The sequence below is a fragment of the Pseudomonas sp. HLG18 genome (genome assembly GCF_051903985.1).
Lineage (GTDB): Bacteria > Pseudomonadota > Gammaproteobacteria > Pseudomonadales > Pseudomonadaceae > Aquipseudomonas > Aquipseudomonas fluorescens_BT.
On record NZ_CP195831.1, the window covers coordinates 2908973 to 2928435 of the forward strand.

The 19463-nt window shown below is 59.7% G+C and carries 22 protein-coding genes and 4 tRNA genes; 11 read left to right on the forward strand and 15 right to left on the reverse strand.

All coding sequences use genetic code 11. The features are described from left to right. Positions 1 to 48 precede the first annotated feature (48 nt). The 5 genes from tig to ACSPX5_RS13370 all read right to left on the reverse strand — a co-directional run bounded on the left by tig (position 49) and on the right by ACSPX5_RS13370 (position 2241). Entirely contained in the window at positions 49 to 1359 is a 1311-nt protein-coding gene (gene tig, locus ACSPX5_RS13350) for a trigger factor (RefSeq protein ID WP_323160123.1), read from the reverse strand. A gap of 402 nt (positions 1360 to 1761) precedes the next feature. Then, positions 1762 to 1837 (reverse strand) — tRNA-His (locus ACSPX5_RS13355). Between the two features lie 76 nt (positions 1838 to 1913). After that, positions 1914 to 1998 (reverse strand) — tRNA-Leu (locus ACSPX5_RS13360). A gap of 58 nt (positions 1999 to 2056) precedes the next feature. Then, positions 2057 to 2132: transfer RNA gene (locus ACSPX5_RS13365), tRNA-His, on the reverse strand. Positions 2133 to 2164: 32 nt separating this feature from the next. After that, a tRNA-Arg gene (locus tag ACSPX5_RS13370) sits at positions 2165 to 2241 on the reverse strand. Between the two features lie 274 nt (positions 2242 to 2515). Between ACSPX5_RS13370 and folD the strand changes: the two genes are divergently transcribed. Both folD and pbpG read left to right on the forward strand, forming a co-directional pair. Next, the gene (gene folD, locus ACSPX5_RS13375) at positions 2516 to 3370 is read left to right on the forward strand and encodes a bifunctional methylenetetrahydrofolate dehydrogenase/methenyltetrahydrofolate cyclohydrolase FolD (RefSeq protein WP_085712473.1); all 855 of its coding nucleotides are present in this window, start codon (positions 2516 to 2518) and stop codon (positions 3368 to 3370) included. A gap of 228 nt (positions 3371 to 3598) precedes the next feature. Further along, a complete protein-coding gene (pbpG, locus tag ACSPX5_RS13380; protein ID WP_119428003.1) occupies positions 3599 to 4537 on the forward strand; it encodes a D-alanyl-D-alanine endopeptidase in 939 nt (312 codons plus the stop codon). 54 nt (positions 4538 to 4591) lie between these two features. Here the strand turns inward: pbpG and ACSPX5_RS13385 are convergent, their stop codons facing one another. Together ACSPX5_RS13385 and ACSPX5_RS13390 are read right to left on the reverse strand one after the other, a co-directional pair. Next, a complete protein-coding gene (locus ACSPX5_RS13385) occupies positions 4592 to 4798 on the reverse strand; it encodes a hypothetical protein (protein WP_169431019.1) in 207 nt (68 codons plus the stop codon). 96 nt (positions 4799 to 4894) lie between these two features. Next, positions 4895 to 5566 carry a peptidase C39 family protein gene (locus ACSPX5_RS13390; protein WP_169431020.1) on the reverse strand — a complete coding sequence of 224 codons (672 nt, stop codon included), beginning with the start codon at positions 5564 to 5566 and terminating at the stop codon, positions 4895 to 4897. Positions 5567 to 5797: 231 nt separating this feature from the next. On the opposite strand from ACSPX5_RS13390, the gene ACSPX5_RS13395 reads away from it, so the two are divergent. Beyond that, on the forward strand, positions 5798 to 5965 hold the full coding sequence (locus ACSPX5_RS13395) for a hypothetical protein (protein WP_169431021.1): 168 nt from the start codon (positions 5798 to 5800) through the stop codon (positions 5963 to 5965). Between the two features lie 73 nt (positions 5966 to 6038). Here ACSPX5_RS13395 and ACSPX5_RS13400 read toward each other — a convergent pair whose 3' ends face one another. Together ACSPX5_RS13400 and ACSPX5_RS13405 are read right to left on the reverse strand one after the other, a co-directional pair. After that, on the reverse strand, positions 6039 to 6788 hold the full coding sequence (locus ACSPX5_RS13400) for a TerC family protein (RefSeq protein WP_085712478.1): 750 nt from the start codon (positions 6786 to 6788) through the stop codon (positions 6039 to 6041). A gap of 28 nt (positions 6789 to 6816) precedes the next feature. Further along, entirely contained in the window at positions 6817 to 7059 is a 243-nt protein-coding gene (locus ACSPX5_RS13405; RefSeq protein ID WP_169431023.1) for a hypothetical protein, read from the reverse strand. A gap of 144 nt (positions 7060 to 7203) precedes the next feature. Here ACSPX5_RS13405 and nhaR point away from each other — a divergent pair, with 144 nt between their 5' ends. Beyond that, a complete protein-coding gene (gene nhaR, locus ACSPX5_RS13410; protein WP_007951569.1) occupies positions 7204 to 8103 on the forward strand; it encodes a transcriptional activator NhaR in 900 nt (299 codons plus the stop codon). Here nhaR and ACSPX5_RS13415 read toward each other — a convergent pair. Continuing rightward, entirely contained in the window at positions 8100 to 9260 is a 1161-nt protein-coding gene (locus tag ACSPX5_RS13415; protein WP_007951570.1) for an MFS transporter, read from the reverse strand. The two genes, nhaR and ACSPX5_RS13415, sit on opposite strands and share 4 nt — an antisense overlap. A gap of 338 nt (positions 9261 to 9598) precedes the next feature. Here ACSPX5_RS13415 and sstT point away from each other — a divergent pair, with 338 nt between their 5' ends. Next, complete coding sequence (sstT, locus tag ACSPX5_RS13420) at positions 9599 to 10831, forward strand: serine/threonine transporter SstT (protein ID WP_439821897.1); 1233 nt, start codon at positions 9599 to 9601, stop codon at positions 10829 to 10831. A 64-nt stretch (positions 10832 to 10895) separates the two neighbouring features. Here the strand turns inward: sstT and ACSPX5_RS13425 are convergent, their stop codons facing one another. Beyond that, positions 10896 to 11405: a DUF1993 domain-containing protein gene (locus ACSPX5_RS13425; RefSeq protein WP_169431025.1), complete on the reverse strand. Its 510-nt coding sequence runs from the start codon at positions 11403 to 11405 to the stop codon at positions 10896 to 10898. Between the two features lie 125 nt (positions 11406 to 11530). Between ACSPX5_RS13425 and ACSPX5_RS13430 the strand changes: the two genes are divergently transcribed. Further along, positions 11531 to 12181: a YceH family protein gene (locus ACSPX5_RS13430; protein ID WP_169431026.1), complete on the forward strand. Its 651-nt coding sequence runs from the start codon at positions 11531 to 11533 to the stop codon at positions 12179 to 12181. A 17-nt stretch (positions 12182 to 12198) separates the two neighbouring features. Here the strand turns inward: ACSPX5_RS13430 and ACSPX5_RS13435 are convergent, their stop codons facing one another. Next, positions 12199 to 12717, reverse strand: coding sequence for a cupin domain-containing protein (locus tag ACSPX5_RS13435; RefSeq protein WP_169431027.1), 519 nt, complete (start codon positions 12715 to 12717; stop codon positions 12199 to 12201). Between the two features lie 192 nt (positions 12718 to 12909). Then, on the reverse strand, positions 12910 to 13728 hold the full coding sequence (locus tag ACSPX5_RS13440; protein WP_169431028.1) for a shikimate 5-dehydrogenase: 819 nt from the start codon (positions 13726 to 13728) through the stop codon (positions 12910 to 12912). A 254-nt stretch (positions 13729 to 13982) separates the two neighbouring features. On the opposite strand from ACSPX5_RS13440, the gene ACSPX5_RS13445 reads away from it, so the two are divergent. The 3 genes from ACSPX5_RS13445 to ACSPX5_RS13455 all read left to right on the forward strand — a co-directional run bounded on the left by ACSPX5_RS13445 (position 13983) and on the right by ACSPX5_RS13455 (position 15052). Then, positions 13983 to 14327, forward strand: coding sequence for a hypothetical protein (locus ACSPX5_RS13445; RefSeq protein WP_025108898.1), 345 nt, complete (start codon positions 13983 to 13985; stop codon positions 14325 to 14327). A gap of 245 nt (positions 14328 to 14572) precedes the next feature. After that, positions 14573 to 14767, forward strand: coding sequence for a hypothetical protein (locus tag ACSPX5_RS13450; RefSeq protein ID WP_065259358.1), 195 nt, complete (start codon positions 14573 to 14575; stop codon positions 14765 to 14767). Positions 14768 to 14869: 102 nt separating this feature from the next. After that, complete coding sequence (locus ACSPX5_RS13455) at positions 14870 to 15052, forward strand: hypothetical protein (RefSeq protein WP_169431029.1); 183 nt, start codon at positions 14870 to 14872, stop codon at positions 15050 to 15052. On the opposite strand, the gene ACSPX5_RS13460 is transcribed toward ACSPX5_RS13455, so the two are convergent. After that, positions 15049 to 16110: an AI-2E family transporter gene (locus tag ACSPX5_RS13460; protein ID WP_323160117.1), complete on the reverse strand. Its 1062-nt coding sequence runs from the start codon at positions 16108 to 16110 to the stop codon at positions 15049 to 15051. The genes ACSPX5_RS13455 and ACSPX5_RS13460 overlap by 4 nt on opposite strands. 156 nt (positions 16111 to 16266) lie before the next feature. On the opposite strand from ACSPX5_RS13460, the gene trhP reads away from it, so the two are divergent. Beyond that, on the forward strand, positions 16267 to 17595 hold the full coding sequence (gene trhP, locus ACSPX5_RS13465; protein WP_439821898.1) for a prephenate-dependent tRNA uridine(34) hydroxylase TrhP: 1329 nt from the start codon (positions 16267 to 16269) through the stop codon (positions 17593 to 17595). A 6-nt stretch (positions 17596 to 17601) separates the two neighbouring features. Here trhP and ACSPX5_RS13470 read toward each other — a convergent pair whose 3' ends face one another. After that, on the reverse strand, positions 17602 to 18465 hold the full coding sequence (locus tag ACSPX5_RS13470) for a LysR family transcriptional regulator (RefSeq protein WP_439821899.1): 864 nt from the start codon (positions 18463 to 18465) through the stop codon (positions 17602 to 17604). A gap of 101 nt (positions 18466 to 18566) precedes the next feature. On the opposite strand from ACSPX5_RS13470, the gene ACSPX5_RS13475 reads away from it, so the two are divergent. Beyond that, the gene (locus ACSPX5_RS13475) at positions 18567 to 19460 is read left to right on the forward strand and encodes a DMT family transporter (RefSeq protein WP_323160116.1); all 894 of its coding nucleotides are present in this window, start codon (positions 18567 to 18569) and stop codon (positions 19458 to 19460) included. Positions 19461 to 19463 lie beyond the last annotated feature (3 nt).

Here is a 19463-nt window from a genome sequence, read left to right on the forward strand (position 1 = left end):
GCCAGCTCGAAGGCTGGCTTATGGTGTGTGCTTCTAACGCAGAAACAATCAGTCGGCTTTTGGAGCTTCTACCGGCTTGACCGCTTCTTCGTAAGAGACCGATTTGTCGGTCACGCTAGCTTTCTGCAGAACAGTATCCACAACTTGTTCTTCCAGCACAACCGAACGGACTTCGTTCAGTTGCTGCTCGTTCTTGTAGTACCAGGACACAACCTGCTCAGGCTCTTGGTAAGCCGAAGCCATTTCCTGGATCATTTCGCGAACGCGGGCTTCGTCTGGCTTCAGGTCGAATTGCTTGACCACTTCAGCCACGATCAGACCCAGGACAACGCGACGCTTGGCTTGTTCTTCGAACAGCTCGGCCGGCAGCTGGTCAGGCTTGATGTTGCCACCAAACTGCTGAACAGCCTGCACGCGCAGACGGTCGACTTCGTTGGACAGCAGAGCCTTAGGCACTTCGATCGGGTTGGTGGCCAGCAGACCGTCCATTACCTGATTCTTGACCTTGGATTTGATCGCCTGACGCAGTTCACGCTCCATGTTCTTGCGAACTTCGGTGCGGAAGCCGTCGATGCCGCTTTCCTTGATGCCGAATTGAGCGAAGAACTCTTCGTTCAGCTCAGGCAGTTTTGGCTCGGAAACGGTGTTGACGGTCACGGTGAACTCGGCGGCTTTGCCAGCCAGGTCCAGGTTCTGATAGTCCTCTGGGAAGGTCAGGTTCAGAACGCGCTCTTCGCCGGCCTTGGCGCCAACCAGGCCTTCTTCGAAGCCAGGGATCATGCGGCCGGAACCCAGCACCAGCTGAGTACCCTTGGCGGAACCGCCAGCGAATACTTCGCCGTCAACCTTGCCAACGAAATCGATGTTCAGTTGGTCTTCGTTCTGGGCAGCGCGATCGGCCACTTCAAAACGGGTGTTCTGCTTGCGCAGGATGTCCAGCATCTTGTCCAGATCGGCGTCAGCCACGTCAGCGCTCAGACGCTCAACGGTGATGCCTTCGAAGCCGGCAACGGTGAACTCAGGGAACACTTCGAATACGGCTACGTATTCCAGGTCCTTGCCAGCTTCGAGCGACTTAGGCTCGATCGACGGCGAACCGGCCGGGTTCAGCTTCTGCTCAACCACAGCTTCGTAGAAGGAGGACTGGATCACGTCGCCGATCGCTTCCTGACGCGCATCAGCACCGAAACGGCGCTTGATTTCGCTCATTGGCACTTTGCCTGGACGGAAGCCAGCAATCTTGGCCTTCTGGGCAGTCTGCTGCAGACGCTTGTTGACCTGAGTCTCGATGCGCTCAGCCGGCACGGTGATGCTCATGCGGCGCTCAAGAGCAGTAGTATTTTCAACAGAAACTTGCATGGATATTCCTCGTTGCACAGACGTTAGCCGGCCGTTTCCGACCCAAGAATCAAGGGCAAGCATTCTAGTAGGTCAAACTCAAGAAGTCACCCTACTGAAAACGGGTAAAAAAACAGCAGGCAAATTGAAGACGGGGACAAACGGTTGCGCCTCGCCCTGTTAGCAAATACAGCCAATCAAGCCAGGGCCCTGCACCAACCTCTTCTATATATAGAGGCGATTGAATCATCTCCCTGACAGCCAGCCCTGCATACAAGGCTGGCGGGCAGCGCGGTATCATCGAGCAACATTGATACGACGAAGCGCCCTGCCCTGCGACCCGAAACCGGCAGTCGCCGAAAACCCGAAACCGTAAAACAAAAAAAGGCGCCAGACTGTTAAGTCTGGCGCCTTTTCGAAATATGGGGTGGACGATGGGGATCGAACCCACGACAACGGGAGTCACAATCCCGTGCTCTACCAACTGAGCTACGCCCACCATATTGCGTGCCAAAGAAGCCAAACAACTTCTTTGTAGAACTTCACCCGGCCAACGGCATGAATGAAGCTTTGATTGGTGCGGATGAAGAGACTCGAACTCTTACGCCTCGCGGCGCTGGAACCTAAATCCAGTGTGTCTACCAATTCCACCACATCCGCGGATGAAGCTTTTTAAAGCAAAGGCGCCAGACTGTTACATCTGGCGCCTTTCGAAATATGGGGTGGACGATGGGGATCGAACCCACGACAACGGGAGTCACAATCCCGTGCTCTACCAACTGAGCTACGCCCACCATATCGCGTTACTTGTGCCAATGCTGCCTAATGGCGCACCCGGCAGGACTCGAACCTGCGACCATCCGCTTAGAAGGCGGATGCTCTATCCAGCTGAGCTACGGGCGCCTTGTTAGCTGTACCCTTGGAGGACTACAAACTAAGTGCTTTCCAGTCTCGCAAAACGTTGATTTCGCTCGACCTTCTTAACCAGTGCTAGGCTGTGCCCGACAAGTGCGACGAATAGTATAGAGAGCCCTGAAGGTCGTCAAATCCTTTTTGAAAAAAATTCATTTAATTAAAGGGCTTAGGGGAATTTGCTGACCAAGCGCCTTTGCCCTCACCGTCTGACATGCGAGAATGCGTTCTCTTTTTTTCCCCTCTCGATGGTTAATCACGCGCAATGACTGCACAACTAATCGACGGCAAATCAATCGCCGCCAGCCTGCGCCAGCAGATCGCCCAACGGGTAGCCGAACGTCGCGAGCAAGGCTTGCGCACTCCAGGCCTCGCGGTGATCCTGGTCGGCAGCGATCCTGCCTCTCAGGTTTATGTCTCGCACAAGCGTAAAGACTGTGAAGAGGTCGGCTTCCTCTCCCAAGCCTATGACCTGCCTTCCGAAACCACTCAGGAAGCATTGACCGATCTGATCGATCGACTGAACGACGACCCGGCAATCGACGGCGTTCTGCTTCAACTTCCTCTGCCTGAGCACCTGGACGCGTCCAAGCTGTTGGAGCGCATCCGCCCCGACAAGGACGTCGACGGTTTCCATCCTTATAACGTCGGTCGCCTGGCCCAGCGCATTCCGCTGCTGCGCCCCTGCACCCCGAAAGGCATCATGACCCTGCTGGAAAGCACCGGTGTCGATCTTTACGGTATGGACGCAGTGGTCGTCGGCGCTTCCAACATCGTCGGTCGCCCGATGGCCATGGAACTGCTGTTGGCCGGCTGCACCGTGACCGTGACCCACCGCTTCACCAAGGACCTGGCCGGCCACGTCGGCCGCGCCGATCTGGTGGTGGTGGCCGCCGGCAAGCCGGGCCTGGTCAAGGGCGAGTGGATCAAGGAAGGCGCGATCGTGATCGACGTCGGCATCAACCGTCAGGACGACGGCAAACTGGTCGGTGACGTCGTGTACGAAACCGCCCTGCCTCGCGCTGGCTGGATAACTCCGGTCCCGGGCGGCGTCGGCCCGATGACCCGTGCCTGCCTGCTGGAAAACACCCTCTACGCAGCAGAAACCCTGCACGCCTGAGTCGCGTTTTCCGCACTCCGAGAACCCCGCCCAGTGCGGGGTTTTTCATATCCTCGAATAAACCTTTACCGTTCGCCGGAAACCCCTATTTTTACAGGGCTTTTCACGACTTTTTCATGCCCTTCAAACAACCATCGACAGATCTTCAGCCATACTCCTAGAATGCGTCGTTTTACGACACAGTCCGTTACAAAAAACGGCATATCCAACCTTCATGAGTTCGCCCGCGTGAATATTCGTCTGTCCATCCTGAGCCTGGTTTTTGCATTTTCAGGCACGCTCCTCACGCCAACGGTCAACGCCGCCGAAACCACCGCTGCTCCCCGAGACGCTTCACAGTTGAAGATTGCCTCCGGCAGCGCTCTGCTGATGGATCTGCAGACCAACAAAGTCATCTACTCCAGCAATCCGGACGTGATCGTGCCGATCGCTTCCGTCAGCAAGTTGATGACCGGTCTGGTCGTGGTTGAAGCCCACCAGAACATGGACGAATGGATTGACGTCGACATCAGCCACACCCCGGAAATGAAAGGCGTGTTTTCCCGGGTCAAACTGCGCAGCGAACTGCCGCGCCGCGAGATGCTGCTGATCGCCCTGATGTCCTCGGAAAACCGCGCCGCCGCGAGCCTCGCCCATCACTATCCGGGCGGTTATGCAGCCTTCATCGCAGCGATGAACGCCAAGGCCAAGGCGCTGGGCATGACCAGCACCCACTTTGTGGAACCGACCGGTCTGTCGGAGCGCAACGTTTCCACCGCCCGCGACCTGAGCAAATTGCTGATGGCTGCGCAAAAGCATCCGATCCTGACCGAACTCACCACCACCAAGGAAAAGACCGTCTCGTTCCGCAAACCCAATTACACCCTGGGTTTCCGCAACACCGACCACTTGGTGAACAAGGCTGACTGGGACATCAAGATCACCAAGACCGGCTTCACCAATCCCGCCGGCCACTGCCTGGTGCTCGTGACGCGAATGAGCAATCGCCCGGTTGCGTTGGTGATTCTCGATGCATTCGGCAAATACACCCACTTCGCCGATGCCAGCCGTATCCGCAGCTGGATGGAAACCGGCCGGAGCACCAACGTTCCGGCGGTGGCCCAGCAGTACAAGGCCGAGAAGAACCTCAAGGGTCGCCAGAGCGGCGTGGTCGAAGCCTCCAAGTAACCCGCGACACAAGAAAAAGCCCCGAACATTCGGGGCTTTTTTACGTCTGCCGGTTCAGTCGTTGGGCAGCGGCATCTGATCATCATCGGGAATGCCGTCACCAGCACAGGGGTCGGGGCGATGCTCCGGGGTCACTACCGCAGGACGCGCCAGCGGATCACGCAGGGGACTGTCCGGATCGAGCACCGGATCCACGTCAGGCTCCGGCGTGGTCGGCACACTGTCCGGTTTATGGTCGTCAAAGCTCGAATCCGTACTCATACGCACCTCTCATTCGGGTAATCACCCGAATAATCGGGCGTTACCTTTAAGAGCGCAGCCCCGCTCCCGGGTGCCCGGCAGGGGACGAACGGACTCTCACTGCGCTCCCAATGCCTTGCGCGCTTGCGCGGCTTCACGCTCCTGGCCGGCCTGCGCCAGTTCGTCGGCGGCTTTCAACCAGCGCTGCCGATCGACGGACGCCGGGATCTGGGTCGGTTTCTGAATCAATACCGCCCAGCCCCCCGACTTCTCGAGCGCCGATTCAAAAGCACTGAAACTCATCAGTTCACGGCGGTTCATCCCCGCGCGCAGCAGAACCTTCTGCTTCTTGCGGTCATAGCCGGAAAGGATCGCGTAACGCGGTTCTGCCCAGAACGCCGATCCTTCACTGAAACGCACCATCACCGGATACCCCGCCGCCACCTGGGTCAGCAGCGCCGGCAAGCGGGCATCTACCGGGTATACGACCATGCCGTATTCGCGGGCAAGGTTCTGCATGTTCTGCTGAAGCTTGTCCTCGGCACCCGGCAGGTGCAGAGGTTTTTCCAACAGCCCGGGGGTGATCACGATGCCTTGCTGCGACAGCAGGCTGGCCAGCACCTGTGGCCCGCTCTGATTGGCTTCGCCCCTATAGAAGGTGCCGCTGAGCTCGACCCGTTCCGGCAGACGCTGGACTTCCGGCGCCACACTGCCTGCACACCCCACCAACGCTGTCACGCAACCGGCCACCAGCAGGGCCGCGCGAATCCGGGAAAATAGCTGCACCATCGTCACTCTCTTGATCAGTTACCGGTCATCGTGTTCCGGCGTGGTCGAGGATCATAGGACGGCGCAACGCTGCGGTATAGCCCAAAGAGGCAGATGCATCGATTGCATAGAGCGAAGTGATTGGTCACCACCGACCTTTGGTCAATAGGCTGAAACACGCCAGCGACTAGACTGTCACTCGATAGACAGCAAAAGAGTGAGCGCCCGACGCAGGGCAAAGAGGAGGCACCGATGAGCCTGACCATGACCATTGTGATGTTGATTGCCGGCTGGCTGGCCGTAGCCGCCGCCATGCTGTGGGGTGTGCTGCGTATTTCCCGCCGCCATCACCACCCTGTGCAGCCTGCACCGACCAGGAAGATCGAAAAACACAACGCCCGTCACGCCACTGCGCACTGACTTCTTTCAATCGATTCAAACAAAAAAGGCCGCGCGACTCTTGCCAGTCACGCGGCCTTCGATTTTTCAGCGGTTACGCCTGGGCAGCCAGCTTCTTCTGCTTCGCCCGACGGGACATCATGTTCAACACCTCAATCGCGGCCGAGAACGCCATGGCGGCATACACATAACCTTTCGGCACGTGGGCACCGAAGCCTTCGGCGATCAGCGTCATGCCGATCATGATCAGGAAGCCCAGGGCCAGCATCACCACCGACGGGTTGTCGTTGATGAACTTCGCCAGCGGGTCAGCCGCAAACAGCATCACCAGTACCGAAACCACCACCGCGATCACCATGATCGGCAAGTGTTCGGTCATGCCGACAGCGGTAATGATGCTGTCGATCGAGAACACCATGTCCAGCATCAGGATCTGCCCGATGGCGGCGGCAAAACCCAGGGTCACTGTCGAGGTCGCCGACTTCGGATCGTCAGGCACCGGGTCCATGCTGTGATGGATCTCGGTCGTCGCTTTCCACACCAGGAACAGGCCACCGGCGATCAGGATCATGTCCTTCCAGGAGAACGCCTGACCAAGGATCTCGATGACAGGCTCGGTCAACTGCACGATGAACGCGATGGTGCTCAACAGGGCCAGACGCATGATCAGCGCCATGCCGATACCCAGACGGCGGGCTTTCTGCCGGTACTGCTCGGGCAGCTTGTTGGTCAGGATCGAGATGAAGATCAGGTTATCGATGCCGAGCACGATTTCCATCACCACCAGTGTGGCCAAAGCAATCCAGGCCGTCGGGCTGGAAGCGAGTTCTAACAGGTATTCCATGGGTCAGTCCTGACTCTTGTAAGACGATTTAGATGGTCTTGGAGGAAGATTCGGATTTGTCCGCATCTTTTTCCGGCGCTTCTTTTTTCTCGATCAGACCGCCAGTGGCCTCACTGAGCGCCTGCTCGGCGGCTTTGTGCGTATCGTCGATCGCCTGCTTGGCGCTCTCGGCGGCCTTGCCCATCAGTTGCTGGGCGCTTTTTTCCGCCTGGTCGCAACCCGCCATAAGCAGTAAAGACGTAAACATCAGTGCCGGGATCGTGTATTTCATGAGGTTTCCTTCGTATGAACAGACAGGGTCACAGACCGCCCGTCGATGGCTGGGCATTCTAGGGAGACAAACACTTCAGGAAAATTCGTATTTTTAGCGGCTATACTTCGATTTATACGAACTGTATCTGGCGGACCCAACCCCATGCTCAATTACCGACAACTGCATTACTTCTGGGTGGTGGCCAAGACCGGCAGCATCGTACGCGCGTGCGAGCAACTGAACCTGACGCCACAGACCATCAGCGGTCAGATTTCACTGCTCGAACAGACCTATGGCATCGAGTTGTTTCAACGGGTCGGCCGGCAACTCGAACTCACAGAAGCCGGACGCCAGGCCCTGCCCTACGCCGAGCAGATGTTTCAGCTCGGCGGCGAGCTGGAACTGATGCTGCGCGCCCAGCCCAATGAGCAACAGATCCTGTTCCGCGTGGGAGTGGCGGACGTGGTGCCCAAATCCATCGTCTATCGACTGATCGCGCCGACCATGGAGTTGAGCGAACCGCTGCGAATCACCTGCCGCGAAGACAAACTCGAGCGATTACTGGCGGATCTGGCGATCCAGCGCCTGGACCTGGTGATCTCCGACAGCCCGATGCCCTCGCATCTGGACATCAAGGGTTACAGCCAGAAGCTCGGCGAATGCGGGATCAGCTTCTTCGCCACCGCCGAACTGGCGGCGCAATACGGTCAGGATTTCCCGCGCAGCCTGCACGGTGCGCCACTGTTGATCCCCGGCGCAGAAACCGTGGTGCGCAGCCGTTTACAGCGCTGGTTCGCGGAGCAGCAGATTCAGCCGAGGATTGTCGGGGAGTTCGATGACAGCGCCTTGATGCAGGCGTTCGGCCAGTCCGGCAGCGGGATTTTCATTGGCCCGAGCGTGATTGCCGATGAGGTGAAACGCCAGTATGGCGTCGAGTTGATCGGCCAGACCGATGCGGTGAGCGAGTCGTTCTACGCGATCTCGGTGGAGCGCAAGGTCAAGCACCCCGGCATCAAAGCGATTACCGAAGGTGCCCGACGCGAGCTGTTTACAGCCTTTTAAGCCGGCGCACAGACGTCACGCGGCTTGAGCACCATCAGCACCATGGCGAGGAAAATCGACAGCAGAATGAACCCGGCGGCGGCGAAACCCACGAAGCCCAGACCGGCGCTGTCGATCACCCGACCGCCAATGATCGCGCCCAGACCAATCCCCAGGTTGGCCCCGGCGATGTTCAGCGACGCGGCGAAGGCCGGCGCTTCCGGTGCGGCTTTCATCAAGCGCACATGACTGACCAGAAACAGCGCTGCCTGAGTCACGCCCCAGATGCCCATCGCCGCCGCCAGACCCAGCGACGAATTGATGTTCGGCACCAATGCCACCATCCCGGGAATCATGAACGCGCAGAACATCACCGAGGCCATCAGCGGATGGCGATCCACCGCGCGACCGCCCAGCGAGTTGCCGATCAGACCGACCGCGCCAAAGCCCATCAGGCACCAGCCGACCACGGTGCCATTGAAGCCGGCCAGACGCTCAAGGATGTCCGCCAGATAGGTGTAAGCGGTGAACATGCCGCTGAACACCAGGATCGACAGCAGCACATGACCCAGCATCAGCGGGCTGCGCAGGATCTTGAACTGCGAAGCGAAACTGACCTGATGCTGGTGCAGGCTGGTTTTCGGCAAGTAGACAAACAGCAACAAGGCCTTGGCGAACGCGATCACCGCCAGAATGGCGAACGCACTGCGCCAGCCGAATGCATCGGAAATCAGCGTGCCGACGGGGATGCCGAACACCGTGGCGCAGACGATCCCGAAGCCGATCTTGGCGATGGCGCGACCAGCGAAGTCCGGGCCGACGATGTCTACCGCCGTTTCACTGGCCAGGGCCCAGAATACCGGCAGCCCCAACGCCGGAATCAACCGGGCAATCGCCATGACCCAGATGTTCGGCGCCAGTGCCGCCACGGTGTTGGCCAGGCCGAACATGATCAGGATGGTGATAAACAGTTTGCGCCGTTCGAAACGGGCGAAATATGCCGTCAAGAATGGGCCGAACATCGCCACGGTGAAAGCGAATAGCGTCACCAGCAGCCCGGCTTGCGGGATGGTGACGGCCAGGTCGCGGGCAATTGCCGGCAACAGGCCGACGATGACGAACTCTGTGGTCAGCACCGTAAACCCGGCGGCGGACAACAGAAGGATGGGCAACAGCATGAGGAACTCCAGCAAAACGACGACACCAGCGCTGACCCGAAGGCCCGCCGGCAGAACTTGAAAATAAGGATGCGCAATCTTAACAGAGTGTTTCCCGGGTGACTTGCACAAACCTGTCTATGTGGCCGAACGTTTCGGTGGCAGATCGTCACAGGCCTGAAGGACAAGGCCTACGCTGTGATAAAGTCCGCGCCCTGCAAAACGTACACCCTGTTCAGCCACCCGTTTAACGGTGTGACTGTCGCGCCAGCCCTTTCGGTTCGTGTCTGTGGCCTGCCCCCGATTCAACGCCCGGATCACGCGACCTTGCACCCTATAAAAAAACCAGAGATGCCGTCATGACCGTTTCATCCCCTTCTCTATTGCAACGCCTTAAAAGCCTCAGCCTGGTCACGCAGATCCTGATTGGCCTGATTGCCGGCATCGCCCTGGCACTGTTCGCGCCGGAGGCCGCCAAGGGCACCGCATTCATCGGCAAGGTGTTCGTCTCGGCGCTGAAAGCCGTGGCCCCGATCCTGGTGTTCGTGCTGGTCATGGCGTCGATCGCCAACCACAAGCACGGCCAGGAAACCCATATCCGGCCGATTCTGTTCCTCTATCTGCTGGGCACCTTCGCCGCCGCCGTAGTCGCGGTGATCGCCAGCACGATGTTCCCGTCGCATCTGGTGCTGTCCACCGACAACATTGCCGTGACCGCCCCGGGCGGCATCGGCGAAGTGCTGCAAAGCCTGCTGCTGAGCGTGGTCGATAACCCGGTAAGCGCACTGATGAACGCCAACTTCATCGGCATTCTGGCCTGGGCCATCGGCATGGGCGTGGCCATCCGCCACGCCGGCGACACCACCCGCGAAGTCGTCAGCGACCTGTCCAACGGCGTGACCCTGATCGTGCGCGTGGTAATTCGCTTCGCACCGCTGGGGATTTTCGGCCTGGTGGCCTCGACCCTGGCCACCTCCGGTTTCGGCGCGCTGGTCGGTTACGCGCACCTGCTGGCGGTGCTGCTGGGCTGCATGCTGTTCGTGGCGCTGGTGATGAACCCGCTGATCGTGTTCTGGAAGCTGCGCCGCAACCCGTACCCGCTGACGCTCCAGTGCCTGCGTGAAAGCGGCATCACCGCGTTCTTCACCCGCAGCTCGGCAGCGAACATTCCGGTCAACCTGGAGCTGAGCAAGCGTCTGGGCCTGCACGAAGACACCTATTCGGTCTCGATTCCGCTGGGCGCGACCATCAACATGGCCGGCGCGTCGATCACCATCACCGTGCTGACCCTCGCCGCCGTGCACACCTTGGGCATCGCCGTGGACATCCCGACCGCGATCCTGCTCAGTGTTGTTGCTGCGATCTGCGCTTGTGGCGCGTCCGGTGTAGCTGGCGGTTCGCTGTTGCTGATCCCGCTGGCGTGCAGCCTGTTCGGCATTCCGAGCGAGATTGCCATGCAAGTGGTCGCAGTCGGTTTCATCATCGGCGTGCTGCAGGATTCGGCCGAGACGGCGCTGAACTCCTCCACCGACGTACTGTTCACCGCCGCCGCGTGCCTGAGCGAAGAACAGAAAACCCAGCGTCCGGCGTAAAAATCCAGTGCAACAAAAAGCCCGCCAAGGCGCAAACCTTGGCGGGCTTTTTCATGCGCCGGGCTTAGTACGCGCCCATGTAATCGCGCTTGCCCACTTCCACACCGTTGTGGCGCAGCAGGTCGTAAGCGGTGGTGACGTGGAAGAAGAACTGCGGCAGGCCGTAGCTCAGCAGGTAAGCCTGGCCACTGAAGCGCTTCTCTTTCGGCGTGCCCGGACGGGTCACGATCTCGATGCCTTCCTTGCCGTTGATTTGCTCAGGCTTGAACTCGCCGATGAAGGCCAGGACCTTGGCGATCAGCGCTTGCAGCTCGGCGAAGGTGGTTTCTGTGTCGTCGTATTTCGGGATTTCGACTTCAGCCAGACGCGAGGAAACGCCTTTGGCGAAGTCCACCGCGATCTGCACCTGGCGCACCAGCGGGAACATGTCCGGGTACAGGCGGGCCTGCAGGAAGGCGTTCGGGTCGATGTTTTTCTCGGTGGCGTGGGTTTCAGCCTTTTTCAGCACATCGCTCAGGGCGTTGAGCATTTGTTGGAAAACCGGAACGGATGCGGCGTACAAGGAAATGGTCATGGCAGTCTCACGTGGTGGCTGGGTGAATCGTGGGGCGATTATAGCCATGCTCGCATGGCAGCGCGGCTTGTCTTTTATCCAGCAAGGATTAGGCTAGGCGCCTTCGACTGCAGAGGGAACGCGCGATGACCACAGAATTTGAAACCCGCTCCGACGAACCACGGCTCAACGCCACGGAAATCCGCATTCTGGGTTCGCTGATCGAGAAACAGGCCACCAGCCCGGAAACCTATCCGCTGACCCTCAACGCGCTGGTGCTGGCCTGCAATCAGAAGACCAGCCGGGAACCGGTGATGAACCTGACCCAGGGCCAGGTCGGCCAGAGCCTGCGCGCCCTCGAAGGTCGCGGCTTTGCCAAACTGGTGATGGGCAGTCGCGCCGACCGCTGGGAGCACAAGGTCGACAAGGCGCTGGAACTGGTGCCGGCGCAATTGATCCTGACCGGTTTGATGTTTCTTCGCGGCCCGCAGACCGTCAACGAGCTGCTGACCCGCAGCGGTCGCATGCATGAGTTCGAAGACGCCGAACAAGTGGTGCATCAGCTGGAACGTCTGATCGCTCGCGATCTGGCAGTGTTGATTCCGCGCCAGGCCGGCCAGCGCGAGGATCGCTACACCCACGCACTGGGCGATCCGGCGGACATCGAGGCGATTATCGCGGCGCGGCAGAACCCGAGTGATCGCGGGGCTGCCAGCGGTGTGTCAGTGGAGCGCATCGAAGAGCTGGAAGCGCGCATTGCGGCACTGGAAGAGCGTCTGGCCCGCCTCGAGGAATAAGCACACCGGGGACGGCGTTATTCGCCGTCCCAGTAATCCACCCCGTCCGCCTGCCGCGCCACCGCCACGAAGCCCGAGGCATTGCCTTCGGCATCGATATTAAAGTTGTCCATCACCGCGTATTTGTTCGAATCCGGGTACTCGCAGATTTCCGGTTGCTGCTGAGTGCTGACCGCCAGATAGCGCAGTTCCTGCGAGCTGGTATTGATGATCTGGTGCGCCGCTTCCGGGCCGCCCGGCGGGCAGGCGATCACGTCGCCGGCGCGGATCGGGAAACGTTCGGCACCGAGGCGTACCTCCCCTTCCCCGGCCACCACGTAAAACATTTCCTCATTGACCCGATGACTGTGAAACGGGCTGCCACGCATGCCCGGCGGCAGCGCATACAGGCGATAACCGAGTTTCTGCGCGCCCAATTGCTGGCCGACCCGGGCGAACCGTTGCTGATAACGCCCGGCGGTTTCGCCATCGGGGGCCAGGGCTTCGGGCAGCGGTTCGAGTTCGACGTCATTCAGGTTGAGAATGGGCGGATGCATGCAAACCTCGGCTTTTTGTGATGGGCAAGTCTGTGCTTGCTGATCCGGCAGTATAGGCAAACTGTTCGGATCAAAAACCATGTCGCGGCCTTCGCGAGCAAGCCCGCTCCCACAGGGGGGGAAATGCATTTCAATGTGGGAGCGGGCTTGCTCGCGAAAAGGCCCGGTCAGGCACCGCACGACCCAAGCTCTTTAGCTGCGGGCAAACGCCACCGCCGCATCGAACTGCTCCACCGTCGGCCGCACACCGGTGTACAACACAAACTGCTCCAGCGCCTGGATCGCGATCACTTCCAGCCCGGTGATCACTTTTTTACCTTCGGCACGCCCACGCACGATCAGCGGGGTTTCCGAGGGAATCGCCACCACATCGAACACAGTGTCGGCAGACTTGATCACATCCACGTCAAAAGAAAGCTGTCCCGCTTCCGGGCCGCCGTCCATCCCGACCGGGGTCACGTTGATCAGCATCTGCGGGCGCTCGTCGCCCAGTTCCGCCTGCCAGCGATAGCCCAGGGAGTCCGCCAGTGCACGCCCGGCGCGCTCATTGCGGGCCACGATCAAACCGTTTTTGTAACCACCATCGCGCAAGGCACTGGCCACAGCCTTGGCCATGCCACCGCTGCCGCGCAGGGCGAAAGTCGAGTCCTTCGGCACCGCGTGGGTTTCCAGCAACTGAGCGATGGCGATGTAATCGGTGTTGTAGGCCTTGAGATGGCCGTTGGTGTTGACGATGGTGTTGATCGACTGGATTGCCGCTGCCGAGGCATCCAGCTCATCGACCAGCGCAATGCTCGCTTCCTTGAACGGCATCGACACCCCGCAACCGCGAATCCCCAGCGCCCGAATCCCGCCGACAGCCCCCGGCAGATCCTGGCTGCTGAAGGCCTTGTAATAAAAATTCAGGCCCAATTGCTCGTACAAATGGTTATGAAAACGCAGACCGAAATTCCCGGGACGCCCAGACAGGGACATGCACAATTGGGTGTCTTTGTTGGGGTTCATCTGCATGGGAGGCTCCTTCGAATGCACTTTCGGATGGACGGGATTAGCCAGGCCATCGGGTTCTGAACGATCATAAGGCGGTCTGTTCCGGGCATCGCAGCCGACGCGCGAAACCCGGTAAGCAAACCGGTACAGACCTTACACAAAATTTACCCAGCCGCCGTGCTGTTTTTCCAAATGTTGCTGTCTTAGAAGTATCCCCGCGCCATTCCGGGCCTGTTGCAGGTTCGGACGCCGGGTCGAAGAACCGAGGAATTATCATGATTCGTAAACTCCCCATCGTGGCCTTGTTGATTGGTGCATTCGCGATCACGGGTCAGGCAGAAGCCCACGGCGGTGGCTGGCAGGGCCCGGCGGTATTTGGTGCGATCGTCGGCTCGGCCATCATCGGCTCGGCGCTCATCAACCAGGATCGGCCGGTGTACGTCCAACAGCCTGTTTACGCTCAACCGGCACCGGTCTACGTGCAGCAACCGCCGCCACCGGTCTACTACCAGCCGGCCCCGGTTTATGTGCAGCAACCGGTTTATGTTCCGGGCCCGGTCTACTACGGTCCGCCCCGTGGTTATTACGGCCACCCGCACTACTACGGTGGTCGCTGGTAAGCACACAGACAAAGCCCCGCTTTTACAGCGGGGCTTTTTTTGGCCTTGAGAAAGCCGACCGTCCGTCGGCCAACGTCTGAAAAAATCTCGCCAAGGTCGCTGTGGAGACAGTTCCACCCGTTAAAGTCGGCATGATGGGCTCGACCATTGGGCCGAAACACACAACGGTCATCTATTTGTCATGACGGAACCGCAATCTGAATCCGTCCGCATACAACAGGTTGATAAAAACAAGGACGACTGGAATGCCAACACAGAATCCGCACCGCATCGTCGGTTTATGCACGTCGGGCAAGGTCTACAACGCCCTGACCGAGCTCAAGCACCTGGAAGGCCACCGCACGGCGAAATTTCTCTCGCTGCTGGCGGAAAACCTGGTGCGCAAGGGCCTGCTCAACGAGCACGAGATCGTGCACATGCTTGACCAGGTGGTCGATTGACCTAGCCCTCAACGGCATCAATGACCACTATCGAAAGCGTTGATTGTCCCTGAAACGGCCGAATCCCTAAGGTAGCTCCATCGATTGATGGAGGTACTTGTCATGGCTCAGGTTCAAATCATGTCCGTTGTCGGCAGCGCGGTTCCCGCATCGCTCAGAGAGCTGGGCCTGCTCGCCTGCTGGTATCTGGTGCGCGACGGCGAGCCGGTCAGCGGTCCGCTCACCTCCTTGCCAGCCGCTCAGGCGCTGTCGCAACGACTGATCGACGGACCGTTCAAGGCTTAAGGCAGCTGCACTTTCGGTTTGGACTCGATGAACAACGCCCAGCTCGACATGAACAATGCAGCGATCAGCGGCCCGATCACAAAACCGTTGAGACCGAACACGGCCAGTCCGCCCAGGGTCGAGATCAGAATCATGTAGTCCGGCATCCGGGTGTCCTTGCCCACCAGGATCGGGCGCAGCACGTTATCCACCAGACCGATCACGAACACCCCGAACAGCCCCAGCACCACGCCCTGCCAGATCATCCCGCTGAGCAGGAAGTAAACCGCCACCGGCGCCCAGACGATCCCTGCCCCCACCGCCGGCAGCAGCGACAGAAACGCCATCAGCACCGCCCAGAGCAAGGCACTGGGAATGTCGAGAAACCAGAAAATCGCCCCGCCCAACGCACCTTGCGTAATGGCCACCAGCAGGTTGCCTTTGACCGTGGCCCGCACCACCCGATTGAATTTCAGTTGCAGACGCCGCTTGTGATGCTCTTCCAGCGGCACCGCCGTGCGGACTTTGCGCGCCAGTTCGGCGCCGTCGCGCAGGAAGAAAAACAGCAAATACAACATGATGAAAAAACTCACCACGAACTCGAAAGTTCCTTGGCCGAAACTGAATGCCTGGCTCGCCAGCGCCTGACTGCCCTGCATGGCAGCCTTGACGATCTTCTCGCGCAAGGCATTGAGCTCGCCCATGCCGAAGCGATCAAGCAGGTGCTGAAAGTAAGGCGGCAGACTGTGCTTGAACTGCGCCAGATAGGCGCCGATATCGAGCTTGCCGCTTTCGATATTGTCGTAAAGCGTCGCGCCTTCCTGCACCAGCAGCACACTGAGGACGATCACCGGCAAGATCGCGATCACCAGGCAGATGCTCAAGGTACACAGTGAGGTCAGGTTGCGTTGCCAGCCGAATTTCAGCTGCAACTGACGTTGCATCGGTGCGAACAGGATGCCAAGGATCACTGCCCAGAACACCGCGCCGTAGAACGGCAGCAGGATCCAGATGAAGGCGACCGTCACCAGAAACAGCAGCACGGTGAGGGATTTGAATTGCAGACTCTTTTGGTTCATGTCCGGTCCAGGTCAGTCAGGCGCCACCCGCGCCCGTCCCGTTTAGTCAGCCAGCATCAGCGCGAGTGCCGTGTTTCTTCATGGAGCATAGATCCAGATCAATAAACCCTCGGCGCAACTGCTCTACCCTGCCGCGCTTTTGCGACCGACGCCGCCATGACGACCTCCTTCACCCCCGAACTACTCGCCCCCGCCGGCACCCTGAAAAACATGCGTTATGCCTTCGCCTATGGGGCCGATGCGGTGTATGCCGGCCAGCCGCGCTACAGCCTGCGGGTGCGCAACAACGAGTTCGATCACGCCAATCTGGCGATCGGCATTCGTGAAGCCCAGGCCCAGGGCAAGCGCTTCTACGTGGTGGTCAACATCGCTCCACACAATGCCAAACTGAAGACCTTCCTCAAGGACCTGGCGCCAGTGATCGAAATGGCACCGGACGCGCTGATCATGTCCGACCCCGGCCTGATCATGCTGGTGCGCCGGCACTTCCCGCAGATGCCGATCCACCTCTCGGTGCAGGCCAACACGGTGAATTGGGCGAGTGTCGAGTTCTGGCAACAGCAGGGGTTGAGCCGGATCATCCTGTCCCGTGAGTTGTCGCTGGAAGAGATCGGCGAAATCCGCGAGCAAGTGCCGGGCATGGAACTGGAAGTGTTCGTCCACGGCGCGCTGTGCATGGCCTATTCCGGCCGCTGCCTGCTCTCGGGCTACATGAACAAACGCGACGCCAATCAAGGCACCTGCACCAACGCCTGCCGCTGGAAATACTCGGCCCAGGAAGCCACCGAGAACCCGCTCGGCGAAATCGTGCAAAGCTTCGAACCGCAACCGACCCTCGGCCTCGGCGCCCCCACCGATCAGGTGTTCCTGTTGCAGGAAGCCAATCGTCCCGGCGAGATGATGCCGGCCTTCGAAGACGAGCACGGCACCTACATCATGAACGCCAAGGACCTGCGCGCGGTGCAGCACGTCGAGCGCCTGACCCGCATGGGCGTGCACTCGCTGAAGATCGAAGGCCGGACCAAATCCCACTTTTATTGCGCACGCACTACCCAGGTGTACCGCCGGGCCATCGACGATGCAGTGGCCGGCCGTGAATTCGACCGCAGCCTGATGACCGATCTGGAGTCATTGGCCCAGCGCGGCTACACCGAAGGTTTCCTGCGTCGGCACGTCCATGACGAATACCAGAACTACCAGAACGGCAGCTCGGTGTCAGAGCGTCAGCAGTTTGTAGGTGAGTTGACCGGCGAACGCCGGGACAGGCTCGCCGAGGTCAAGGTGAAGAACCGATTTGCCCTGGGCGATCATCTGGAACTGATGACACCCAAGGGCAATTTCCATTTTGATCTGCAGGAACTGCAGAACCTCAAGGGCGAAGCCATCGACGTGGCACCGGGAGATGGGCACACCGTGTACTTGCCGATTCCGGACGCCGTGGATCTGCACTTCGGGCTGTTGATGCGCGACGTGAGCGGAGCCTGATCCGGCTCAAGCAAACTCCTCACGCAACATCGCCACAAATGCCTCACGCGCCGGGTGCACCCCGGCGTTTTCATGCCAGTAGAACAAATTGTCGATGGCCGTCAGTTCGGGAAACTCGAAACCCGTACACCCCGCGCCTTTGGCGTATTGCTCGAACACGCCCTTGGGCACCAGCGCCACACCCGCCCCGGCACTCACACAACCGACAATCGCCCCGTAACTGGCCAGGCTGACAATCGGCAGCGACAGCCCCTGGCGCAACAGCCAGTGCTCCAGCGCGGCGCGATACGGACAACCCTGCGGCCACATGAACACGGTCTTGTCCTGCAAATCGTCGAGATTGCGCACCGGCCCGAACGAGGTCGATGCGATCAACAGCAATTCTTCGCGATACATCGGCGTGCGTTTGAGCCGGGAGCGTTCGACGTCCACCGCCACGATCGCGCCGTCCAGACGATGACTGACCGTATCGTCGAGCAATTGCCCCCAGGTACCGGTGGTCAGTTCCAGTGCCACGTTCGGGTAGCGTTTGTGAAATTTCGCCAGCAGGCGCGGCAGTCGCCCGGTGGCCGAGGATTCAATGGCGCCGATGCGCAGCGGCCCGGACGGTTCGGCGCCGGGATCGACTGCGCGCTTGGCTTCGGCCGTCAGTGCCAGAATCCTTTCTGCATAGGCGAGAAAAGTCTGCCCCGCAGGACTGATCCGCAACCCCCGCCCTTCACGCAGAAACAGCGCCACACCCAGCTCCGCTTCCAGGGATTTGATCCGCGCCGTGATGTTCGACGGCACGCAAAATAGCCTTTCGGCGGCTTTGGCGATGCTGCCGACCTCGGCCACGGTCTTGAACATGCGGATCTGTGCCAGCTCCATAATCATCACTCTTAGTGAACGGTGTGCGCAGTATAAGTCAGTTGTGACGAATGATTGGCGACCCGGATACTCGACGCATCAACCCTCTTGGTGCCTCGCTCATGCCTTCCACTTCGCCCTTGAAAATCCTGTTGGCCATGGCCTTCGTCGTCGGCTGCTGGGCCTATTCGCCGACCGGCATCCACATCGGCCTGCAAGCTTACGATCCCGGTCATCTGGCGTTGCTGCGGTTTCTGCTGGCGTCGCTGTTCATGGCAGTGATTGCAGGCTTCAAAGGCATTCACCTACCGCGCTTTCAAGACCTGCCACTGTTATTGGCCCTGGGCTTTTTTGCCGTCAGCCTGCACCACGTCGTACTGAACATCGGCCAGCAAAGCGTCAGCGCCGGCGCATCCAGTGTGCTGGCGCAATCGACACCGCTGTTCAGCACGCTGCTGGCGCGGTTTCTGTTCAAGGATCGGGTCAGCGTCTGGCGCTGGGGTTGCGTGTTGCTGGGACTCGTCGGCGTGGTGATTGTGGTGAGCGGCGATCGCGGTCTCGGCAGCATCGACGCCCATGGTTTGCTGATCCTGCTGGCGGCGGTGTCGTGGAGCATTTACTTCGCCCTGCAAAAACACCACGCCCGGCGCTACGACGGACTGACGCTGGTTTGCTACACGGTGTGGTCCGGCACGCTGTTGCTGTTGATCTACTTGCCGGGGCTGGTCGACAGCGTGATCAATGCGCCGCTGCGGGTGCAATGGGCGGTGCTTGGTCTGGGGGTATTTCCCAGCGCCCTCGCCTACCTGGCGTGGGCATTCGTGCTAAAGCATGTGGACCTGAGCCGGGCGACGATGACGCTGTACCTGATTCCACCGACTGCGATGGGGATTGCTTCGGTGGGACTGGGTGAACGTCCGACGCTGCTGGTGCTGGTGGGGTCGGCGGTGGTGTTGATCAGCGTGCTGGCGTTGAATCTGGAGCGGCCGGCGGTGGTGCGGGCCATTGAGATGTGAGTC